Source organism: Pseudomonas sp. UV AK001, assembly GCF_046097675.1.
Taxonomy (GTDB): Bacteria; Pseudomonadota; Gammaproteobacteria; order Pseudomonadales; family Pseudomonadaceae; genus Aquipseudomonas; species Aquipseudomonas kribbensis.
In genome coordinates this window covers 195,526-216,477 of the sequence record NZ_JBJUVZ010000004.1, presented here as the reverse complement: position 1 = coordinate 216,477, position 20,952 = coordinate 195,526, and the positions used below count along the sequence as shown (strand labels likewise).

Genomic DNA, 20,952 nt, shown 5'->3' with positions numbered 1-20,952 from the left:
ATCACTCATTCGCCCGCCCCCTTAGTTGATCGACTAAATGACGCCAGAAACACAACACCCGGAAACAACGATGCAACTACCGGTAAAAGTTGCGAGTCACAAAACAATCACACATCCGGAACCGTTTTTAACTTGGCAAAGATAGTCAATCCCGAATCGGCCGCTATAATGCACCTCAATGGCGTCGCACTTTTATTGGCCGTCGACGTCATTCGCTGAGGTAATGTCCATTGCCTTCAGCCCCGGCCAGCGCCTGATGATCATCACCCATGCACCGCCAGCGCGCTCGCTGAAACAGGAAACTGATGCTGCGTCAGTTTTAATCTGGTGCCGTAGCCGCCTGTAACATGGAAGTCTTGACCGCCCTGCCGACAACACCGCTGCCTGTTCAGGCCGCGTCTTGCTGGCGAACCGGTTCAATCGATTCGTTGCAGTGCGTTTCACCAGACATTTATCTCAACTCATACAGGTAGCACTGTGACGAAAGACGAACTGCGCGCGGAACTTGAGCGCCAGGAACAACGTTACAAGGAAGTTTACGGCGGGGAAGTCACCACCTACGCCGCTCAGCCGGAACCGGAACGCAAAGCATGGCGTAAACGCCCCACCGTTCAGGATCAGGTCTTCCAGCAAGAACTGAAAAAAATGGAAGAGGAACTCAAAGCCGAGGAGCCTTGATGCCTTCCTTTGAGACTTTCGAGGGTAAGCGTACTCACCGGGTTACAAGCACGGTGGACTGACGATGCCTTGCGCGCCCGCTACCCGCGGGCAGCGGCCAACTCTCCCTGTATTGCACAGGTTTGGAGCATGTCAGACACGTTTCTCAGATATTTCATACAAGCCGCTGTACCCTCCCGCACACCGGCCAACAAGCCGTCTTATTGTATTTTTATCAACCTAATCAATAGCTTGCAAAACCCTGCAAAAAGCTCGGGCAATGCACCTTGATACAAATTAATTTGGCGAAGAAGGTTACCGATGAGCAGGTAGGGGATCGATTTCCAGTCTTTTCTGGCATAATCGCGCCCCCTTATGACCGGGTCAGAAAACCTTCATGATCGATTTATTCAGCGGACTGGATGCCTGGGTGCTTGTGAGCCTCCTGCTCGCCCTGACATTTGTCCTCGCCTTCGAGTTCATCAATGGATTTCATGACACCGCTAACGCGGTAGCCACTGTTATCTACACCAAAGCGATGCCGCCTCACCTGGCGGTGTTCTTCTCGGGCGTGTTCAACTTCCTCGGCGTATTGCTGGGCGGCGTCGGCGTGGCGTATGCCATCGTCCACCTGCTGCCGGTAGAACTGTTGATCAACGTGAACACCGGCCATGGTCTGGCAATGGTGTTCTCGCTGCTCGCCGCCGCCATCGCCTGGAACCTGGGCACCTGGTACTTCGGTATCCCGGCCTCCAGCTCCCACACCCTGATCGGTTCGATCCTCGGTGTCGGCCTGGCCAACGCCCTGATCAACGACATTCCGCTGGGTGATGGCGTGAACTGGCAGAAAGCGATCGATATCGGTGCTTCGCTGGTGTTCTCGCCGATGGCTGGCTTCCTGGTGGCCGCACTGGTGCTGATCGGCCTGAAGTGGTGGCGCCCGCTGTCGAAGATGCACAAGACGCCGGAACAACGCCGCAAGATCGACGACAAGAAACATCCACCGTTCTGGAATCGCCTGGTGCTGGTGATGTCCGCCATGGCCATGAGCTTCGTGCACGGCTCCAACGATGGTCAGAAAGGCATCGGCCTGATCATGCTGGTCCTGATCGGTATCGTGCCTGCGCAGTTCGTGCTCGACCTGAACAGCACCACCTATCAGATCGAACGCACCCGTGACGCGACCCTGCACCTGAGCCAGTTCTACCAGCGCAACGCCGCCACCCTTGGCGAGTTCCTGGCCCTGGGCAAAAGCGTAGAAGGCGACCTGCCGGAGAAATTCCGCTGCAACCCGCAGCAGACCGAACCGACCATTTCCGCCCTGCTCCACACCCTCAAAGGTGTATCGGACTACCACTCGCTGCCGGCGGAAAGCCGCATCGAAGTGCGCCGCTACCTGCTCTGCCTGGACGACACCGCGAAGAAAGTCGCCAAACTCCCGGGCCTTGAGGCTCGAGAAAAGGCCGACCTGGACAAGCTGCGCAAAGACCTGACCACCACCACCGAATACGCCCCGTTCTGGGTGATTCTGGCGGTCGCCCTGGCCCTGGGCCTGGGCACCATGATCGGCTGGAAACGCGTGGTCCTGACCATCGGCGAGAAAATCGGCAAGCAAGGCATGACCTACGCCCAGGGCATGTCGGCACAGATCACCGCTGCGAGCATGATCGGCCTGGCCAACATCTTCAGCCTGCCGGTGTCCACCACCCACGTCCTTTCCTCGGGCGTGGCCGGCACCATGGTCGCCAACAAAAGCGGCCTGCAAGGCGGCACGGTGAAAACCATCCTGCTGGCCTGGGTCCTGACCCTGCCGGCCACAGTGGCCCTGTCGGCCGGCTTGTTCTGGCTGGCGTCGAAGGCGCTGGGTAGCTGATAGATCGTGGTAATGAAAAAGGCGTGATTCGAGAGGATCACGCCTTTTTTGTTGGTTTTAGAAAGGGAATGAAGAGCCTGAGAATGATAAACATCAAAAGCGCCCTCACCCCAGCCCTCCCGAAACGTCGGACCGCCCGTAGGGAGAGGGAGCCGACCGAGTTGATTGAGCAAGGTACGCCGACGTGAGATACCGAGGTGAACTCCGGTCCTCAAAAACCCACATCCCGCACCTGCTTTGGCTTTGGCTTTGGCTTCCCACCACTCAACACAATGAGCGTTAGCTCGAGTACCGCTTTTGACGTGCTGGCCCATTCGGCAGGCTGAGTGGAGGGATTCATCCGGGGGTGGGCGCGAAGCGCCGTTCGACGAAGTCGAACACATCGAGAGGAGGTGCAGCGAAGCAAACCGTAGGCGATGCCCCCGGATGAATCCCGGAACGAAGGAACGCCGAGCCTCAGCGAGGTGCCGTACGCCGGGGCCCAGCGTTTTTGGTTACTTTTTTGGCGTTTGAAAAAAGTGACTCGCTGTAAGAGCGAAACCGCCAGCCGCAACACCCGAAGCAACGGATATTCACAAAGAACACCCAAAGCATGGTCGGCCCAAAGGCCGCCAAGACACAAAAAAAAGGGCAACCGAAGTTGCCCAAAATGCCTTGCGTGCTCATCAAACCCGGAAGAACTAAGGCTTCTTGCGCTTATTCGCATCCTTCCAGATAAAAAATCCAAACCCTGCAAAAAACAGAACCATGAGCCCCACCGTCAGAACCCCGGCAAACACCACGTTATCGAAAAACATGACTGGCCTCCTGGCCCCTGCTTTGCTGCGATGGAGCTAAGTTAACCAATCAGGCAGGCACAGGAATTGACCGGGATCAATGCCGGTCAAGGTGCGTAGGAAAGGAAGGGAAATAACTGACCTGCATCAACGGATACAGGGGGAGATCAACGCTTTTTCGGTTTGTTTTTCGACTTTTTCTTCGTTTTTCCCAACGGCATGGCCTGTTCGAAGGCCTTGCGCACTTCATTCAGGCGTTTTTCGTTGAGGTCGTGAACCCGCTTGGCGCGTTCGGTGCTGAGGTCGATCAGTTTGTCGTCTTGGCTCATGGCGTTCGATGCATCGCTTGGACTGAATCACAACTGCCGGATCGCCGACAGGACTGCGCCAATAATGCGGCCTCGGGCCGGCGCTGACCAGCCATCGACGTACAACAAATCGTGTATTCAAGACGCGATGGTCGGACAGCCTCAGATCTCGATGTCGACCCACAAGCCCTGACGCGGCTGGTCTTCCATCAGCGGCACCACCGGCACAGTGTTGTCGGCATTGAGTTCGGTGCCCGGCACGGCGAGGTGTTCTTCCGGATCTTCATCGGCTTCGCGCTTGCGACGCTCACGCTCCTGCTGGCGCCGCTGTTCTTCGCGCAGCAGATAACCGTCTTCTTCCGGGTCGCGCTTTTGCAGGTCGATGGTGCTTTCGTTGGAGCTTTCCTGCACAGGCACCACCGGGGGAATGTCCGGCCGCTGGCGGATCGGGTCCTGCTGGGATGTGATCGGCACGGCGCTCAGGGGGAGCATCGGTGGCAGCATATGAAGGGTCTCCTGTCAGCAGGCTATCGGCTGCGGCATCGGGGCCTTGAGCCATCGGTCGAAAACTTGTGACCGGGTTGGCACTCAATCGTGCCGCCAGCGCTCCTGAAACCGACGCATGACCTAATCTTCCCTCAGTCGGCCGTCGGCATTTAATAGCCGTACGCGACGCCTAATCCTTTGGCCTCAGGGCCTCATTCCGTTAAGATAGCCCGCTTTTTCAAGGTGGGAGTCAGGCAGCATGGCGCAGCAGTATCAACCGGGGCAACGCTGGATCAGTGACAGCGAAGCAGAGCTTGGTTTAGGCACCGTTCTGGCACAGGACGGCCGCTTGTTGACCGTGCTTTACCCGGCCACTGGCGAAACCCGCCAGTACGCGCTAAGGAATGCGCCTTTGACCCGCGTGCGATTCTCGCCGGGCGACTCCATCACTCACTTCGAAGGCTGGAAGATGACCGTGCGCGAAGTCGAGGATGCCGATGGCCTGCTCGTCTACCACGGCCTGAACGCCGAGAACGAAGCCGTCACCCTGCCGGAAACCCAGCTGTCGAACTTCATCCAGTTCCGTCTGGCCAGCGACCGTCTGTTCGCCGGGCAGATCGACCCGCTGTCGTGGTTCTCCCTGCGCTACCACACCCTGGAACACACCAGCCGCCAGTTGCAGTCCTCCCTGTGGGGCCTGGGCGGCGTGCGTGCGCAGCCGATCGCGCACCAGTTGCACATTGCCCGTGAAGTCGCCGACCGCATCGCGCCACGGGTATTGCTGGCGGACGAAGTGGGCCTGGGCAAGACCATCGAAGCCGGTCTGGTGATCCATCGCCAGTTGCTCTCCGGCCGCGCCAATCGCGTGCTGATCCTGGTGCCGGAAAACCTCCAGCACCAATGGCTGGTGGAAATGCGCCGCCGTTTCAACCTGCAGGTTGCGCTGTTCGACGAAGAACGCTTCATCGAAAGCGATGCCTCCAACCCGTTCGAAGACACCCAGCTGGCCCTGGTGGCCCTGGAGTGGCTGGTCGAAGACGAAAAGGCCCAGGACGCGCTGTTCGCCGCCGGCTGGGACCTGATGGTGGTCGACGAAGCGCACCACCTGGTGTGGCACGAAGACAAGGTCAGCCCGGAATACTCCTTGGTCGAGCAGCTTGCCGAGACGATCCCGGGCGTGCTGCTGCTTACCGCCACCCCGGAACAACTCGGCCAGGACAGCCACTTCGCCCGCCTGCGCCTGCTCGACCCGAACCGTTTTCATGACCTGGCTGCCTTCCGCGCCGAAAGCGAGAACTATCGCCCGGTGGCCGAAGCCGTTCAGGAGCTGCTGGACAAGGGCCGCCTCTCGGCCGAAGCGCACAAGACCATTCACGGTTTCCTCGGCAACGAAGGCGAAGCCCTGCTGACCGCCGTCAACGATGGCGACACCGAAGCCAGCGCCCGCCTCGTGCGTGAACTGCTTGACCGCCACGGCACCGGCCGCGTGCTGTTCCGTAACACCCGCGCCGCCGTGCAGGGTTTCCCGGAGCGCAAGCTGCACCCGTACCCGCTGCCGTGCCCGGACGAATACCTCGAACTGCCACTGGGCGATCACGCCGAGCTGTATCCGGAAGTCAGCTTCCAGGCCCAACCGGACGCCAGCGAAGAAGAACGCTGGTGGAAATTCGACCCGCGCGTCGAGTGGCTGATCGATCAGCTGAAAATGCTCAAACGCACCAAAGTGCTGGTGATCTGCGCCCACGCCGAAACCGCGATGGACCTGGAAGACGCCCTGCGCGTGCGTTCCGGCATCCCGGCCACGGTGTTCCATGAAGGCATGAACATCCTCGAGCGTGACCGCGCCGCCGCCTACTTCGCCGACGAAGAGTTTGGCGCACAGGTGCTGATCTGCTCGGAAATCGGCAGTGAAGGTCGCAACTTCCAGTTCGCTCACCACCTGGTGCTGTTCGATCTGCCGTCGCACCCGGACCTGCTGGAGCAGCGGATCGGTCGTCTGGACCGGATCGGCCAGAAACACATCATCGAACTGCACGTGCCGTACCTGGAAACCAGCCCGCAAGAGCGTCTGTTCCAGTGGTATCACGAAGCGCTGAACGCATTCCTCAATACCTGCCCGACCGGCAACGCCTTGCAGCATCAGTTCGGCCCGCGCCTGCTGCCGCTGCTCGAAGAGGCTGACGACGGCGAGTGGCAGACGCTGATCGACGAAGCACGCACCGAGCGCGAGCGTCTGGAAGCCGAGCTGCACACCGGTCGCGACCGTCTGCTGGAACTGAACTCCGGCGGCGCCGGCGAAGGTGAAGCACTGGTCGAGGCGATTCTGGAACAGGACGACCAGTTCGCCCTGCCGATCTACATGGAAACCCTGTTCGACGCCTTCGGCATCGACAGCGAAGACCATTCGGAAAACGCCCTGATCCTCAAGCCGAGCGAGAAGATGCTCGACGCCAGTTTCCCGCTGGGCGACGACGAAGGCGTGACCATCACCTACGACCGCAACCAGGCGCTGTCGCGCGAAGACATGCAGTTCATCACCTGGGAACACCCGATGGTGCAGGGCGGCATGGACCTGGTGCTGTCCGGTTCGATGGGCAACACCGCCGTCGCGCTGATCAAGAACAAGGCGTTGAAGCCGGGCACCGTACTGCTGGAACTGCTGTACGTCAGCGAAGTGGTTGCGCCGCGCTCGCTGCAACTGGGCCGTTACCTGCCACCGGCCGCCCTGCGCTGCCTGCTCGATGCCAACGGCAACGACCTGTCGGCCCGTGTGGCGTTCGAAACCCTGAACGATCAGCTGGAAAGCGTACCTCGCGCCAGCGCCAACAAGTTCATCCAGGCTCAGCGCGATCAGTTGACGCCACGGATCAACGCCGGTGAAGACAAGGTCACCCCGCGTCACGCCGAGCGCGTGGCCGAGGCCCGCCGTCGTCTGGCAGCCGATACCGATGAAGAACTGGCGCGCCTGACCGCGTTGCAGGCGGTCAACCCGACCGTGCGCGACAGCGAGCTGGTGGCCCTGCGCAAACAGCGCGAGCAAGGCCTGGCCATGCTCGACAAGGCTGCGCTGCGACTGGAAGCGATCCGGGTGCTGGTCGCAGGCTAAACCGCCCTGCTCCATCGCCAAAAACGAAAAGGCCCGCAGCGATGCGGGCCTTTTTGTTTGTCTGAGGTTACGCAGTCACCGCTGCGCCATCCGGCTCCACCACTGCCGACAACCCCTCCTTCATCCGCTTGGCATCCCGGACAAAACACCGCGATGCCAGAAACAGAAACACCATCGTAAAGAACAGCGCCACCGGGATCAGGTACATCGCGTCATGCAGGCCGACAGCCTTGAACGCCTCGGTCATCTGCTCGGCACCCGCCGAAATCATCGCCGACTTGGCAAAGTGATCCGACAAACCACCCACAACTACCGGCCCCAGACCGCCGCCGAGCAGATACAGCCCGGCAAAGAACAGCGCCATCGCCGTGGCCCGCAGGCGCGGTTCGACCACGTCCTGAATCGCCGTGTAGACGCAGGTGTAGAAGTTATAGGCAAACAGCCAGCCGACACTGAACAGCGCGACAAACACACCGATCTCGATCCGTCCGGCATGCAGCGCCCAAGCGGTGCACACCGTCGAGATGATCAGACTGAACGCCGCAAACAACAGCCGGCCGCTGGCCACGCGCTGGTGAATCTTGTCGGCGATCCAGCCGCCCAGGGTCAGGCCGATCAAGCCGGTCACCCCGACGATCATCCCGGTGGCCACCGCCGCCTCCTGCAATGGCATCAGGAAATAGCGCTGCAGCATCGGCACCAGAAACGAGTTGCAGGCATAAGTCGCAAAGTTGAAGCACAGCCCCGCCAGCACCAGCCACAGGAACGTCGGCACCGCCAGCACCCGGCGGATCGGCTTGTCGACTTTCTCTTGCGACACCTGCACGGTTTCCGCTGCACCGCGCTTGGGTTCCTTGATGAAGAACATGAACACCGCCAGCAGCAGCCCCGGCACCGCGGCGATAAAGAATGGTGCACGCCAGCTGTCAAAGGCCTTGACCATCGCACCGATGGTGAAGAACGCCAGCAGCAGCCCCAATGGCAGGCCCAGCATGAAGATGCCCATGGCTCGCGCCCGACGGTGGGCCGGGAACAGGTCACCGATCAGCGAGTTGGCCGCCGGCGCGTAACTGGCCTCGCCGATGCCGATGCCCATGCGCACCAGCAGAAAACTCCAGAAACTGCCGACCAGACCGTTGACCGCCGTCAGCGCGCTCCAGGTCGCCAGGCCCCAGCCCATCAGTTTGCTGCGCGAGCCGGTGTCGGCCATGCGCCCCAGCGGCAGGCCGGCAATCGCGTAGACGATGGTGAACGCGGTGCCGACGATCCCCAGCTGAAAGTCGCTGAGGTGCCATTCCATGCGGATCGGCTCGATGATGATCGCCGGGATGGTGCGATCGAAGAAATTGAACAGGTTGGCGAGGAACAACAGGAACAGAATGCGCCAGGCATTCGCCGCTTGGGTCGAGTTCTGCATGGGTCCGTCTCTTTTATTGTTATAGGGCTTCACTGCCGACGCATCCGAGCCCGGAACCTGCAATCTAGTCAGGCAGGTAGGACCTGTCTGTCATCATTCGTCAGGCTGATGTTGACCCATGGCACTGTAACGAAACGTAAGCCCTTGAAAAGGCTAGATTCCCCCGAAAACCGGGGGTTTTGCGGAAAAATCCGGCAATGAAAAAATACTTTCGCGCCCCCCTTCCCAACGCCGTGGCAAAGCCTAGAATGGCCGCCGGATCCGTCCGGATCCAGCCGATCAATCCCTTTGATGCCCCTCCCATGTCCGATGTCAGTCCGTGTCTGAATTGCGGTGCCTGCTGTTCCCATTTTCGTGTGTCATTTTTCTGGGGTGAATGCGCATCCTCCGGCGGAACCGTACCTGATGAACTGGTCACCCAGATCACGCCCAGCCGGGTCGCCATGATCGGTACCGACCGCAAGGCGCCACGCTGCACCGCGCTGGAAGGCGAAGTCGGAAAGGCCGTGAGCTGCACGATCTACGACAAGCGCTCCAGCCCCTGCCGCGAGTTCGAGGCATCGTGGGAAAACGGTGAACAAAACATTGACTGTGACAAGGCCCGCGCCCGTTTCGGCCTGCCGCCGTTGCAACCGCACTGGAACGAGGTCGCCTGAGCCTTAGCGCCAATCGCTATGGCGCTCATGCCAAAATCATTAGAACCAATGTGCCACCACGGCTTGCGCCCCGAAATCGGCCTCTATACTGCATTCATTCGCCTGCGTTGATGACGCAGTAAGGAAGCACTCAGAGACGGGGCATGCTATGGAGTGGCTTGGTTTGCAGTTTGTTGCCGAGCTGCCGGAGAGCGGGCAGGTCATCCTCAATTGCACACACAACCCCTTGCTGGTGCTGGTCGCCTATCTGGTGGCGTGCGCCGCGAGTTTCGCCACCCTCGACATGGCGGAACGCGTCGGCCATGCCGAAGACCCCGGATCGCGCCGGCTCTGGCGCTGGATCGGCGCCACTTGCCTGGCCGGCGGCATCTGGGCCATGCATTTCATCAGCATGCTGGCGTTCCAGACTCCGATCGACATCCAGTACGACCTGGCCATTACCCTGTTCTCCCTGGTGATCGCCGTGCTGGCCTCCTGGCTGGCGATGCACACCCTCAGCGAACCGCAGCCCAGCCTGCTGCAATACTTCAAGACCGCCATCGTCATCGGCCTGGGCATTGCCGGCATGCATTACGTCGGCATGGCCGCCATGCAGTCCGCCGCCACCGCCTACTACGAGCCAACCCTGTTCGGTCTGTCGATCCTGATTGCCATCGGTGCCAGTTTCGCCGCGCTGTGGGTGGCCGGGAATTTGCGTGAAGGCAGCGGCCTGCACAACCAGATGCTCAAATACGTGGCCACCCTGATTCTCGGGGCCGGCATCATCAGCATGCATTTCACCGGCATGGCGGCATTGCATCTGGTCCTGCCGGAGGGAAGCATTCCCACACTGAGGGCCGAAACCAGCCACCTGCAGCTGGGGCTCACCGTCGCCTTCATCACCCTGCTGATCCTCGGCAGCGCCATCAGCGCCGCACTCGCCGACAAGAAACTGCAGAACAAGGAGCAAGACCTGCGCCGGGTCAACATGTTGCTCAGCCAGCTCGATCAGGCGCGGATGTCGCTGCAACAGGCCGCCAATTACGACGCCCTGACCAACCTGATCAACCGTCGCGGCTTCAACCAGCTCTTTGCCGAAAAGCTCAGCCAGAAATCCACCGAGGGCGGCATGCTCGCGGTGATGTTTCTCGACATCGACCACTTCAAGCGCATCAATGACAGCCTCGGTCATGATGCCGGTGACGAGTTGCTCAAGGTCATCGCCCAGCACATCAAGGGATCGGTACGTGGCCACGAAGACGTGGTCGCCCGTTTCGGCGGTGATGAGTTCTGCATTCTCATTGGCCTGCGCGACCGCGAAGAAGCACGCAACCTGGCCCAGCGCATCATGCTCAAGATGAAGGAGCCGATCGAACTGGCCGGGCGGCGCATGGTGATGACCACCAGCATCGGCATCAGCCTGTTTCCCGAAGACGGCACCACCTGCGATGAACTGCTCAAGCACGCGGACCTGGCGCTGTATCAATCCAAGGGCGCCGGGCGCAACGGCGTGCACTTTTTCGATTCCAACCTGAAAAACCGTGCGAGCCTGGAACTGCAACTGGAGGAAGAACTGCGTCATGCGCTGCGCGAAGAGAACGGGTTGATGCTGTATTACCAGCCGATATTCGAACTGAAGACCGGCAAGGTCACCAAGCTCGAAGCGCTGATTCGCTGGCAGCATCCGGTACATGGCCTGCTGACCCCGGATCGTTTTATCGCCATCGCCGAAAACAACGGGCTGATCGCCGAGCTCGACAACTGGGTGCTGCGCAAGGCCTGCGAAGACCTGGGTGAATTGTCGCGCCACGGCTGCGATGACCTGAAGATCGCCTGGAACTGCTCCCCCCTGAATCTGGCCCGGGAAGAACTGGCCAATGAAATCGAACGCGCCTTGCGCAGCGCCGGCGTCGCCCCCGAACGCCTTGAGCTGGAGGTGACCGAAAACGCCCTGATGGGCAACATCGCCAATACGCTGGTGCTGTTGCGGCAGATCCGCGCCCTGGGTGTGTCGCTATCGATCGATGACTTCGGCACCGGTTATTCGTCCCTGGCCTATCTCAAGCGTCTGCCGCTCAACACCTTGAAGGTCGACCGCTCGTTCATTCTCGACATTCCCAAGGCCACCGCCGACATGGAAATCGTCCAGGCGATCATCGTCATGGCCCACACCCTGCACTTGCAGGTCGTCACCGAAGGCGTGGAAAGCCTGGAGCAATACGAATTCCTCGAGCGTTCCGGCTGCGACTTCATTCAGGGTTATCTGCTCAGCCGTCCGGTGCCGCTGCACGAATTGCGCGCGGTTCTCGAAGAGATCAACCAGCGCAAACACGCCCACTCGGTCAATCCGCTGACGCTGGCTCGCGGTACATTTTCACCAGTGTCGATGGATCTCTCTCCAAAAAGCCCTGCGCCCCATGGAGGCGCATCAGTTGTGCGGCCAATCCGCTGATTGGCGTGGCCGAGCCGACTTCACGGGAAAACTTCACCGCCGTATCGAGATCCTTGAGCAGCGTGCGCACGTGCCATTTCACCGGTTCGAAACGGCTTTCGGCCATTTGCGGGGCGAGGATCTGCAGCGGCTTCGAATCGGCAAAACCACCGGCCAGCGCCTCGGCAATCAGGCTGGCGTCGACCCCGGACTGTTCGGCCAGCGCGACCACTTCGGCAATCACCAGCGCATTACAGGCAACGATCATTTGATTGCAGGCCTTGGTCACCTGGCCGGCGCCGATCCCGCCCATGTGCGTGACGCGCTGACCGAGGGCGAGCAGCATCGGGCGAACCCGATCAAGATCTGCAGCATCACCACCGACCATGATCGCCAGGCTGCCAGCCTCCGCGCCAACGACGCCGCCGGACACCGGTGAGTCGAGCCAGGCCATGCCGGTCTTTTGCGCCAGTTCTGCTGCCATCTCGCGAGTCGCCGTCGGTTCAAGGCTGGAAAAGTCCACCAGCAACTGACCGTTCCTTGCGCCTTCAGCAACACCGGCCGGGCCAAACACCACCTCGCGGACCACCGCCGTATCGGCCAGGCAGAGCATCACCACGTCGGCCTGCCCGCACAGTTCGGCCGGGGTCGCGACTTGCCGGGCACCCGCCTCCACCAGCGGCGCGCACTTGGCCGGGTTGCGGTTCCACACGGTCAGCGGATAACCCGCCGCCAGCAGACGCCGGCACATCGGCAGCCCCATCAGGCCGATTCCGGCAAACCCCAACGAAGGTAGCGTTGACATCATTTAGCCTCCTTTTGATTAAAGATCGCCGAATAATGGCCGATCCATCATCAATCAGGAAAGGATTCCCCCGTGCGACACACAGGCAAAGCACCTGACGCACGGGCCAAATACGCGCAGCAAAAAGACGCGAGATTCCCATTCCGTGAGGCTCGACGACAGTGGTCGCCGAGCCAACCAGTCCAGGTAAATGGCGCACAATGACTTCTAAAAACAATCCGGCCACCGCGGTATCCGATCTGACCCTGAGCCCTGCGGCGAACAGCCCTGCCCCGATGAAGCCATTACCTCCCTCGCGCCCTCTGGGCACCCAGCAATACCTGTACTTCACCGAAACCAATACTGACCGCATCCTCGACAACCTCGACGGCCTGCGTGACCTGGTATTCCCGCGTCCGCCGCACCTGGAAGGCGACAACGAGCAGCACAACGACCAGGAATTCCCGTCGGTGTGCCTGATCGGCCTCGGTCGCTGCGGCTCCAACATCGCCCTCGACGTGGCGGAGCTGGTGTACAACGCGCGCAAGTTCTACCTCAACGAATTCAACAACGAAGACCGCGTGGCTGACCGTCGTCTGGCCTCCGACAAAGGCTACAGCCCGGCCCAGTGGATCAAGCAGAACCTGCGGATCGGCCCGAACAAGTCGACCAAACCGGTGTTCCTGGTCGAGCCGCTGGTAATGCTCGGCGACCTGGACAAGGATATTGCCGGACGCATCCGTTTCTCGCGCAAGGGCGAGAAAAGCGGCTTCCTGCGCGACTACAGCAAAATGAAGATCATGGACTTGTCCGAAGTCCACGCCGGTGGTGCCGGTAACGCGCCGATCCTCGGCCAGTACCTGGCGAAGATCATCCTGAACAAGGACACCCAGCGCTTCTCCAGCCCCGACTGGAAAATGATCCACTCGTACCTGATCGACAGCTGCGGCATCAAGGCCAACCAGTCGCGCCTGTACTTCTCGATCTTCAGTGCCGGCGGCGGTACCGGTTCGGGCATGGCCTCGGAATTCGGCCTGGCCCAGCAGCACTCGTACATGAACAAGACGTTCGACACCAAGCCGATGGACGAACATGACGGCAAGAGCGGTCATTCGTTCGTGTTCGAGCCGATCTTCACCAGCGGCATCTGCGTGCTGCCGAACATTTCCGACCACCGCAGCGAAATGTCCGAGGCGCTGCACATCAACGCCGGTCGCCTGCTGTGCAAATACCTGTCGGAAGAATGGGATTTCTCGTACAACTTCGCCAATGAAGACAGCAGCGAAGCCAGCGTCATGGGCCGTATCCGCCCATGGAACGCGATGATGCTGATCTCCAACGACATCATGCGTTACGCCGAAGAGAGCGACGACGGCAACATCCAGAACATTGATGTCAATGCGATGGAGAAGCACGCCAACCAGTACATCTCGCAGCAGATCTTCAACATTCTGACGGCCCAGGCCGTCACCACCGACTACGACCAGAACTATTTCCGTCGCGCCGGCATCGACATCGGCGAGACCATTCGCCTGGACGCCAACGACCTGTTCATGAGCCTGGCCGGCCCGGTCGCCATTGCCTACGCCGAATCCGTGGTGCCGGAAACCCCGCCGCCGAGCAGCGACAAGTTCAAGGTGTTCGACAAAGAGCCACAGCGCCTGAACATCGATGATCTGTTCTTCCGCTCGATCGACTTGCCACACTTCAACAAGGTGACCCAGGCCATCGAAGGCATCAGCCTGCTGCCGATCGAATCCAAGCGTTATCGCGCGTCGCTGGAGCAGTACAAGAATTCCGGCTACGACGCGGCCGCGCTGCACGACCTGCACTTCTTCAAGAACTGCTCGTCGGTGGTCTCGATCGTTTCGCTGCCGAAAGACTACAAGCTGTCGTACATGGACCTGAACCGGTTGAAGACCCACCTCAACAGCCTGTTCCCCAACACCACGCTCAAGCGCTACGCGCTGGTGATCGGTGCTTCGGCCAACCTGTCGCTGACCACCCTGATCGCCAAGAGCCCGTGCCTGTCGGACGACTTCCTGACCCTGATCGTGGCGTTCATCAAGCGTTGCTTCGCGAAGAATCCGTACCGTTTCGACGAGACCCTCGACAACTCGATCCTCGACTTCATCATCAATGAAGAATTCGACGAAGAACGTATCGATGACCTGCTCAACGAATTCGAGAACCCGGCGAAGATCCTCGATACCAACTGGTACGCGATCAAGCCGATGTACGAGAAGAAATACCGCGAGCTGATCAACGACAAAGAGAAATTTGTCTCGATCAACGACATTCGTCTGTCGCGTGATTGCGTGAAGAAGTCGATCAAATACCTGCGCGAGATTTATCGCCACCGGATCGGCAAGACCAAGGTTATTTCGCTGAACAACCATACCGGCAAGACTTACTCGGTCTGATCCAAGACCGCGTCGCCGCCATTCGCGAGCAAACTCGCTCCCACAGTGTTCGTGTCGAGCACAAAACCTGTGGGAGCGAGCTTGCTCGCGATGGGGCCCGTGAAAACGCCACACAGCTCAGCCTTTCCAACATCCAGAAACAATTAAGCAGCCGTTAGGCTGCTTACTAAACTGTGCCCGTTACGTTTACGTCACCGTTATGCCACGCACGCTTGTGGCATTTCTCTACGGCAACGTGCCATCACGCTACTCGGCTACACACTTTTTTCCGGCAGTCTGTCGCACCAACGAGGTGCAATCCCTCAGGCCGACGCCCTTTCCTGGACCAGAATCCACGGCCGGACCACCACCGCCCACATCTGCGGATCACGTTCGAAAATATCCAGCGCCCGCGTTTCAGACAGCTTGGCGACCTTGTCTTCAGCCAGCCAGGCAGCGACTTTCTCGCCCTGATCCGATGCCACGGCCTCGGCCACGGCGATCAAATCCAGGTCAGCGTCGACCCACAATAGGGCACCCTGGGCGTAGAAGCGCTCCAGCTCCTTCCAGGTAATAGATGCGGTTTCACCAAGCAGCTTGGCATAGAGGGTGCTAGGTTCTTGATTCATGGGACTGTCCGGAAAAGAAATCGGCGCGAATGATAACGTCGGTGGTTCGGCAGAAAAACCCGATAGCAAAAGGCTGTACCGAACGAAAAGCGCAGGAAAGCCAAGGAATGCTGATGATTGGGGCATAAGCCCTTAGAAAGCCCCGCCGCAATTCTGTCTTTTTCTTTCACTAAAGCGACATCTCCAGAATTTGCCCCTGGGCGCCAGCTTCCCAGGCCAACAACCGGCGCTCTACACTGTACCGGTACAGTTGCCGGGGGCATTTCCGGACGGTATCGCGAAGATACCCAGCCCGGTTCTGCTGCTACGGCGTCAGGACTCTAAAAAAATACAACAGTAAGAGTGGAGCACTATGACTAAGGCTACTAAGCAGATTTCCAAACTGTTTGCCGCTATGGTACTGGCCGGGGTTGCCAGCCATTCGTTCGCAGCTGACACCATCAAGATCGGTATCGCCGGCCCTAAAACCGGCCCGGTAGCCCAGTACGGCGACATGCAGTTCAGTGGCGCCAAAATGGCCATCGAGCAGATCAACGCCAAGGGCGGCGTCGACGGCAAGAAGCTCGAAGCCGTTGAATACGATGACGCTTGCGACCCGAAACAAGCGGTAGCCGTTGCGAACAAGGTCGTCAACGACGGCGTCAAGTTCGTGGTCGGTCACCTGTGCTCCAGCTCCACTCAGCCTGCTTCCGACATCTACGAAGACGAAGGCGTGATCATGATCACCCCGGCTGCCACCAGCCCGGATATCACCAATCGTGGTTACAAAATGGTGTTCCGCACCATCGGTCTGGACAGCGCCCAGGGCCCTGCCGCCGGTAACTACATTGCCGATCACGTGAAGCCGAAAATCGTTGCCGTGTTGCACGACAAACAGCAATACGGTGAAGGCATCGCCACCGCCGTGAAGGCAACTCTGGAGAAGAAAGGCGTCAAAGTCGCCGTGTTCGAAGGCGTCAACGCCGGCGACAAGGACTTCTCCTCGATCATCTCCAAACTCAAGCAAGCCAACGTCGACTTCGTCTACTACGGCGGCTACCACCCGGAGCTGGGCCTGATCCTGCGTCAGTCCCAGGAAAAAGGCCTGAAAGCCAAGTTCATGGGTCCGGAAGGCGTGGGTAACGACTCCATCTCGCAGATCGCCAAGGACGCGTCCGAAGGCCTGCTGGTGACCCTGCCGAAGTCCTTCGACCAGGATCCGGCCAACGTTGCGCTGGCTGATGCATTCAAGGCCAAGAAAGAAGACCCGAGCGGCCCGTTCGTGTTCCCGTCCTACTCGGCAGTTGAAGTGATTGCCGGCGGTATCACTGCAGCCAAATCCGAAGACCCTGCCAAAGTGGCCGCTGCCATTCACGCCGGCTCCTTCAAGACCCCGACCGGCGACCTGAGCTTCGACGCCAAGGGCGACCTGAAGGACTTCAAATTCGTGGTCTACGAGTGGCACTTCGGCAAACCTAAAACCGAAGTTTCGCCTCAGTAAGGCGCTGCCTGACTGACTGCCAATAAAGCCCACGGCGTGCCGTGGGCTTTGTTTTACGAATGTATTGGGCCGCGCTGGCGTGATCCGCCAGTCTCCCCACCTGAAAATCTCAAAACCGTCATCAGCGGTTCGCTGGCAAAACCCGGATTCGAAGTGGATGAAGATCCACGGGACCGGGCGGGAAAATGACTCCACCAGTGAAATGCGTATCAGGTTTTTAGGAGCGCTGTAATGCCTGACATCTATCACTTCTTCCAGCAGCTGGTTAATGGTCTGACCATTGGCAGCACGTATGCCCTGATCGCCATCGGCTATACGATGGTTTACGGCATCATTGGAATGATCAACTTCGCCCACGGCGAGGTGTACATGATCGGTTCCTACGTGGCGTTCATCGCCATCGCCGGGCTGGCCATGATGGGACTCGACAACGTTCCGCTGTTGATGACTGCGGCGTTCATCGCCAGCATCGTCGTCACCAGTTCCTACGGTTACAGCATCGAACGGATCGCCTACCGCCCCCTGCGCGGCAGCAACCGTCTGATTCCGCTGATCTCCGCCATCGGTATGTCGATCTTCCTGCAGAACACGGTTCTGCTGGCGCAAGACTCCAAGGACAAATCCATCCCCAACCTGATCCCCGGAAACTTTTCCATCGGGCCAGGTGGCGCACATGAAGTGCTGATTTCCTACATGCAAATCGTGGTGTTCGTGGTGACCCTGGTCGCCATGCTCGGCCTGACCATGTTCATCTCCCGCTCTCGCCTGGGTCGTGCCTGCCGCGCCTGCGCCGAAGACATCAAGATGGCCAACCTGCTGGGCATCAACACCAACAACATCATCGCCCTGACCTTCGTCATCGGTGCCGCACTGGCGGCAGTCGCTGCGGTACTGCTGAGCATGCAGTACGGCGTGATCAACCCGAACGCCGGTTTCCTCGTCGGCCTCAAGGCCTTCACCGCCGCGGTACTGGGCGGGATCGGCAGCATCCCCGGCGCCATGCTCGGCGGGTTGGTGCTCGGGGTGGCGGAAGCCTTTGGTGCCGATATCTTCGGCGACCAGTACAAGGACGTCGTGGCTTTCGGCTTGTTGGTTCTGGTGCTGTTGTTCCGTCCGACCGGCATTCTGGGCCGTCCGGAGGTTGAGAAAGTATGAACAGGAATCTCAAACAGGCGCTGTTCAGCGCTTTGCTGGTGTGGGCCGTGGCCTACCCGGTACTGGGTCTGAAGCTGACCATCGTCGGCATCAACCTGGAAGTTCACAACACCAGTCCGGCCATCCTGGCAACCATCGCCATCTGCTCGGTGCTGATGTTCCTGCGGGTGCTGTTCAACCAGCAGATCAGCAAGGCCTGGAAATCCTCGCCGGGCCTGCCGCTGATCCCGGCAAAGGCCAGCAACTTCCTGACCCTGCCGACCACCCAGCGCTACATCATCATTGCGCTGATTCTCGGTGCACTGGTGTGGCCGTTCTTCGGCTCACGGGGCGCGGTGGACATCGCGACGCTGATCCTGATCTACGTGATGCTCGGCCTCGGCCTGAACATCGTGGTCGGTCTGGCCGGTCTGCTCGACCTGGGTTACGTCGGCTTCTATGCCGTCGGCGCCTACAGCTACGCGCTGCTGTCGCACTACTACGGCCTGAGCTTCTGGATCTGCCTGCCGATCGCCGGCCTGATGTCGGCAACGTTCGGTTTCCTGCTGGGCTTCCCGGTCTTGCGTCTGCGCGGTGACTACCTGGCGATCGTGACCCTCGGCTTCGGCGAGATCATCCGTCTGTTCCTGCGTAACCTGACCGATATCACCGGTGGCCCGAACGGCATCAGCAACATCGAGAAGCCGACGTTCTTCGGTCTGACCTTCGAACGCAAGGCCGCGGAAGGCATGCAAACCTTCCACGAGTATTTCGGCCTGGAATACAACTCGATCAACAAGGTGATCTTCCTTTACCTGGTTGCCCTGCTGCTGGCGCTGGCCGCTCTGTTCATCATCAACCGCCTGCTGCGCATGCCGATCGGCCGTGCGTGGGAAGCGTTGCGTGAAGATGAAATCGCCTGCCGTGCACTCGGCCTCAACCCGACCGTGATCAAGCTGTCGGCGTTCACCCTGGGCGCGAGCTTCGCCGGTTTCGCCGGCAGCTTCTTCGCCGCCCGTCAGGGACTGGTGACTCCGGAGTCGTTCACCTTCATCGAGTCGGCGATCATTCTCGCCATCGTGGTGCTGGGTGGCATGGGCTCGCAACTGGGCGTGATTCTCGCGGCCGTGGTGATGATCCTGTTGCCGGAAATGATGCGTGAGTTCAGCGAGTACCGGATGTTGATGTTCGGTGCCCTGATGGTGTTGATGATGATCTGGCGTCCACAAGGTCTGCTGCCGATGCAACGCCCACATATGGAGTTGCGAAAATGAGCCGCGAGATCCTTAAAGTCGAAAACCTGAGCATGCGCTTCGGCGGCCTGCTGGCGGTCAATGGCGTGGCCCTGACCGTCAAGGAAAAACAAGTGGTGGCGCTGATCGGGCCGAACGGCGCGGGCAAGACCACCGTGTTCAACTGCCTGACCGGTTTCTATCAGCCGTCGGGCGGCAGCATCCTGCTGGACGGCGAGCCGATCCAGGGCCTGCCGGGGCACAAGATCGCCCTCAAGGGCGTGGTGCGCACCTTCCAGAACGTGCGGTTGTTCAAGGACATGACGGCGGTCGAGAACCTGTTGATCGCCCAGCACCGTCACCTGAACACCAACTTCCTGTCCGGCCTGTTCAAGACCCCGGCGTTCCGCAAGAGCGAGCGCGAGGCCATGGAATACGCCGAATACTGGCTGGAAAAGGTCAACCTCAAGGAGTTCGCCAACCGTACCGCCGGCACCCTGGCCTACGGTCAGCAACGTCGTCTGGAAATCGCCCGCTGCATGATGACCCGCCCGCGGATCCTCATGCTCGACGAACCGGCCGCCGGTCTGAACCCGAAGGAAACCGAAGACCTGAAGGCGCTGATCAGTGTGCTGCGTGAAGAGCACAATGTGACCGTGCTGCTGATCGAACACGACATGAAACTGGTCATGAGCATTTCCGACCACATCGTCGTGATCAACCAGGGCACGCCTCTGGCCGACGGCACGCCGGAACAGATCCGTGATAATCCTGAAGTGATCAAAGCCTACCTGGGGGAAGCGTAAATGCTGCAGTTCGAAAACGTTTCCACCTTCTACGGCAAGATCCAGGCACTGCACAGCGTCAACGTCGAAGTCCGTCAGGGCGAGATCGTGACGCTGATCGGTGCCAACGGTGCCGGCAAGTCCACCCTGCTGATGACGCTGTGCGGTTCGCCGCAGGCCCACAGCGGCAGCATCCGCTACATGGGTGAGGAACTGGTCGGCCAGGACTCGTCGCAGATCATGCGCAAGAGCATCGCCGTGGTGCCGGAAGGTCGTCGGGTGTTTGCCCGACTGACTGTCGAAGAGAACCTGTCCATGGGCGGATTTTTCACCGACAAGGGCGACTATCAGGAACAGATGGACAAGGTTCTCGGACTTTTCCCGCGCCTGAAAGAACGCTTCAACCAGCGCGGCGGCACCATGTCCGGCGGTGAACAGCAAATGCTCGCCATCGGCCGGGCGCTGATGAGCAAGCCGAAACTGCTGCTGCTCGACGAGCCGTCGCTGGGTCTGGCACCGATCATCATCCAGCAGATCTTCGACATCATCGAGCAACTGCGCAAGGACGGTGTGACGGTGTTCCTGGTCGAACAGAACGCCAATCAGGCGCTGAAAATCGCTGACCGTGCGTACGTTCTGGAGAACGGCCGGGTGGTGATGCAAGGCACCGGCGAAGCGTTGCTGACCGACCCGAAAGTGCGCGAGGCGTACCTCGGCGGTTGATGGATCGCTTCAAACAAAAAACGGCCTTCGGGCCGTTTTTTTTGCGTTTTGAAAAATATTTTGTCGATCGCTGTAACGCATCACCAGGTCGTTT

Annotated in this window: 17 protein-coding genes; 11 read left to right on the top strand and 6 right to left on the bottom strand. The window is 59.8% G+C overall.

The window, feature by feature from the left end; genetic code table 11:
• Positions 1-477: 477 nt before the first annotated feature.
• The gene (locus ACKLNA_RS14490; RefSeq protein WP_007957826.1) at positions 478-678 is read left to right on the top strand and encodes a hypothetical protein; all 201 of its coding nucleotides are present in this window, start codon (positions 478-480) and stop codon (positions 676-678) included.
• 376 nt (positions 679-1,054) lie between these two features.
• Positions 1,055-2,530: an inorganic phosphate transporter gene (locus ACKLNA_RS14485; protein WP_085712967.1), complete on the top strand. Its 1,476-nt coding sequence runs from the start codon at positions 1,055-1,057 to the stop codon at positions 2,528-2,530.
• Positions 2,531-3,210: 680 nt separating this feature from the next.
• Here the strand turns inward: ACKLNA_RS14485 and ccoM are convergent.
• The 3 genes from ccoM to ACKLNA_RS14470 all read right to left on the bottom strand — a co-directional run bounded on the left by ccoM (position 3,211) and on the right by ACKLNA_RS14470 (position 4,118).
• On the bottom strand, positions 3,211-3,327 hold the full coding sequence (gene ccoM / locus ACKLNA_RS14480; RefSeq protein ID WP_007959205.1) for a cytochrome c oxidase subunit CcoM: 117 nt from the start codon (positions 3,325-3,327) through the stop codon (positions 3,211-3,213).
• A 146-nt stretch (positions 3,328-3,473) separates the two neighbouring features.
• The gene (locus ACKLNA_RS14475; protein WP_408986233.1) at positions 3,474-3,635 is read right to left on the bottom strand and encodes a hypothetical protein; all 162 of its coding nucleotides are present in this window, start codon (positions 3,633-3,635) and stop codon (positions 3,474-3,476) included.
• 141 nt (positions 3,636-3,776) lie between these two features.
• Positions 3,777-4,118: an aspartate-semialdehyde dehydrogenase gene (locus tag ACKLNA_RS14470; protein ID WP_085712966.1), complete on the bottom strand. Its 342-nt coding sequence runs from the start codon at positions 4,116-4,118 to the stop codon at positions 3,777-3,779.
• A gap of 241 nt (positions 4,119-4,359) precedes the next feature.
• On the opposite strand from ACKLNA_RS14470, the gene rapA reads away from it, so the two are divergent.
• Positions 4,360-7,206 carry an RNA polymerase-associated protein RapA gene (gene rapA / locus ACKLNA_RS14465; protein WP_408986232.1) on the top strand — a complete coding sequence of 949 codons (2,847 nt, stop codon included), beginning with the start codon at positions 4,360-4,362 and terminating at the stop codon, positions 7,204-7,206.
• Positions 7,207-7,273: 67 nt separating this feature from the next.
• On the opposite strand, the gene ACKLNA_RS14460 is transcribed toward rapA, so the two are convergent.
• The gene (locus tag ACKLNA_RS14460) at positions 7,274-8,623 is read right to left on the bottom strand and encodes an MFS transporter (RefSeq protein WP_119427253.1); all 1,350 of its coding nucleotides are present in this window, start codon (positions 8,621-8,623) and stop codon (positions 7,274-7,276) included.
• Between the two features lie 302 nt (positions 8,624-8,925).
• Here ACKLNA_RS14460 and ACKLNA_RS14455 point away from each other — a divergent pair, with 302 nt between their 5' ends.
• Entirely contained in the window at positions 8,926-9,279 is a 354-nt protein-coding gene (locus ACKLNA_RS14455) for a YkgJ family cysteine cluster protein (RefSeq protein ID WP_119427285.1), read from the top strand.
• A gap of 148 nt (positions 9,280-9,427) precedes the next feature.
• The gene (locus ACKLNA_RS14450; RefSeq protein ID WP_408986231.1) at positions 9,428-11,710 is read left to right on the top strand and encodes a putative bifunctional diguanylate cyclase/phosphodiesterase; all 2,283 of its coding nucleotides are present in this window, start codon (positions 9,428-9,430) and stop codon (positions 11,708-11,710) included.
• Here ACKLNA_RS14450 and ACKLNA_RS14445 read toward each other — a convergent pair.
• Positions 11,601-12,497 carry an NAD(P)-dependent oxidoreductase gene (locus ACKLNA_RS14445; protein ID WP_408986230.1) on the bottom strand — a complete coding sequence of 299 codons (897 nt, stop codon included), beginning with the start codon at positions 12,495-12,497 and terminating at the stop codon, positions 11,601-11,603. The genes ACKLNA_RS14450 and ACKLNA_RS14445 overlap by 110 nt on opposite strands.
• Before the next feature lie 197 nt (positions 12,498-12,694).
• On the opposite strand from ACKLNA_RS14445, the gene ACKLNA_RS14440 reads away from it, so the two are divergent.
• Positions 12,695-14,896, top strand: coding sequence for a hypothetical protein (locus ACKLNA_RS14440; protein ID WP_085712961.1), 2,202 nt, complete (start codon positions 12,695-12,697; stop codon positions 14,894-14,896).
• Between the two features lie 302 nt (positions 14,897-15,198).
• Here the strand turns inward: ACKLNA_RS14440 and ACKLNA_RS14435 are convergent, their stop codons facing one another.
• Positions 15,199-15,504, bottom strand: coding sequence for a DUF2288 domain-containing protein (locus tag ACKLNA_RS14435; protein ID WP_096819503.1), 306 nt, complete (start codon positions 15,502-15,504; stop codon positions 15,199-15,201).
• A 352-nt stretch (positions 15,505-15,856) separates the two neighbouring features.
• Here ACKLNA_RS14435 and ACKLNA_RS14430 point away from each other — a divergent pair, with 352 nt between their 5' ends.
• The 5 genes from ACKLNA_RS14430 to ACKLNA_RS14410 all read left to right on the top strand — a co-directional run bounded on the left by ACKLNA_RS14430 (position 15,857) and on the right by ACKLNA_RS14410 (position 20,858).
• Entirely contained in the window at positions 15,857-16,984 is a 1,128-nt protein-coding gene (locus tag ACKLNA_RS14430) for a branched-chain amino acid ABC transporter substrate-binding protein (protein ID WP_408986229.1), read from the top strand.
• A gap of 231 nt (positions 16,985-17,215) precedes the next feature.
• Positions 17,216-18,139, top strand: coding sequence for a high-affinity branched-chain amino acid ABC transporter permease LivH (gene livH, locus ACKLNA_RS14425; protein WP_169429164.1), 924 nt, complete (start codon positions 17,216-17,218; stop codon positions 18,137-18,139).
• Entirely contained in the window at positions 18,136-19,392 is a 1,257-nt protein-coding gene (locus ACKLNA_RS14420) for a high-affinity branched-chain amino acid ABC transporter permease LivM (RefSeq protein ID WP_408986228.1), read from the top strand. Before livH ends, ACKLNA_RS14420 begins: the two co-directional genes overlap by 4 nt.
• Complete coding sequence (gene livG / locus ACKLNA_RS14415) at positions 19,389-20,156, top strand: high-affinity branched-chain amino acid ABC transporter ATP-binding protein LivG (RefSeq protein ID WP_007969480.1); 768 nt, start codon at positions 19,389-19,391, stop codon at positions 20,154-20,156. Before ACKLNA_RS14420 ends, livG begins: the two co-directional genes overlap by 4 nt.
• The gene (locus ACKLNA_RS14410; RefSeq protein WP_003222380.1) at positions 20,157-20,858 is read left to right on the top strand and encodes an ABC transporter ATP-binding protein; all 702 of its coding nucleotides are present in this window, start codon (positions 20,157-20,159) and stop codon (positions 20,856-20,858) included.
• Positions 20,859-20,952: the final 94 nt, after the last annotated feature.